1 protein-coding gene is annotated in these 1,098 nt (G+C 57.6%); it reads right to left on the reverse strand.

Going from position 1 to position 1,098, the window contains the following annotated elements:
* A partial coding sequence (gene nifK / locus K6N12_RS33515; RefSeq protein WP_092755373.1) for a nitrogenase molybdenum-iron protein subunit beta occupies window positions 1–1,017 on the reverse strand: 1,017 nt, incomplete at its 3' end.
* Between the last annotated feature and the right edge of the window lie 81 nt (window positions 1,018–1,098).

Consider the following 1,098-nt stretch of genomic DNA (forward strand, 5'->3'; position numbering starts at 1 on the left):
CGGAGGAATTTCCTTGCCGGTAATCTCCGAGACCTTCATCAGGAATTCGTCGGTCGCCTGAACACCCAGCGGATAATGGAACGAAGCCGTAACCTGACCGACCTCCTTGCAATATTCCAGCGTTTTGCGCGTGTTATAGTGCTGCAGCGACAGGGTCGCTTCGGCATTCAACGCCGTTTTCAAGTCCTCGATCTTCGTGCCGCCGTCATACATGCGGTACGTACCGTCAGACGGCGTGTCGAACTGGTCGGAGGCATCCTGGATGAAGATGTAGGATACGCCCATCATGTCGAGCAGGCGCTTCAGTTCGCGGTTGTTGCCGACGCAGAAGCCGTCGAAGCCGGGAATGATGTTGATGGCTTGAGCAACCTCCTTCCGCTCGTTGCCTTTCCAGAAGTTCTCCAGAATGCCCTTGATCATGCCGTCATAGCCATCGACGTGGCTGCCGACGAAGGCAGGCGTGTGGGCGAAAGGAACATCGAAGTCGTGCGGGACCGACCCTTCGTTCTTTGCGTTTTCGATGAAGCCGTGGAGGTCGTCTCCAATGACTTCGGCCATGCAGGTGGTCGAGACGGCGATCATCTTCGGATCGTAGAGCTTGTATGTATTGGCGAGCCCGTCGACCATGTTCTTCAACCCGCCGAACACTGCCGCGTCCTCCGTCATCGAGGACGAGACCGCTGATGAAGGCTCCTTGAAGTGACGCGACAGATGCGAACGGTAATAAGCGACGCAGCCCTGGCTGCCATGGACGAAGGACATCGTTTGCTCAAAGCCTGCGGCTGCGAAGACGGCACCGAGCGGCTGGCAGGCTTTGGCCGGGTTCACGACCAGGGCTTCGCGGCCCAGGTTCTTTTCGCGATACTCCCAGGTCTTCGTGAAGTCGTTTTGATCGGCAACGACCTGATCCGGGTGGGGGCATTCGAAATTGGCTTTCTTCTCGGCGAGCATCTGCCTGTATTCCGGCTCGCGGAACAGGGGAGCATGGTCGAGAACTTTTTCCGCCGACTGCGGCATAGTAAGCACCTTTCTTTTCATCGCGCCGCACCGGTGGCGGCAATGGGATGTCATCTGTCACGAGTGCGGATCAAGTCCGAT

Origin of the sequence: Rhizobium redzepovicii, assembly GCF_019793435.1 — a bacterium.
GTDB classification, from domain to species: domain Bacteria; phylum Pseudomonadota; class Alphaproteobacteria; order Rhizobiales; family Rhizobiaceae; genus Rhizobium; species Rhizobium redzepovicii.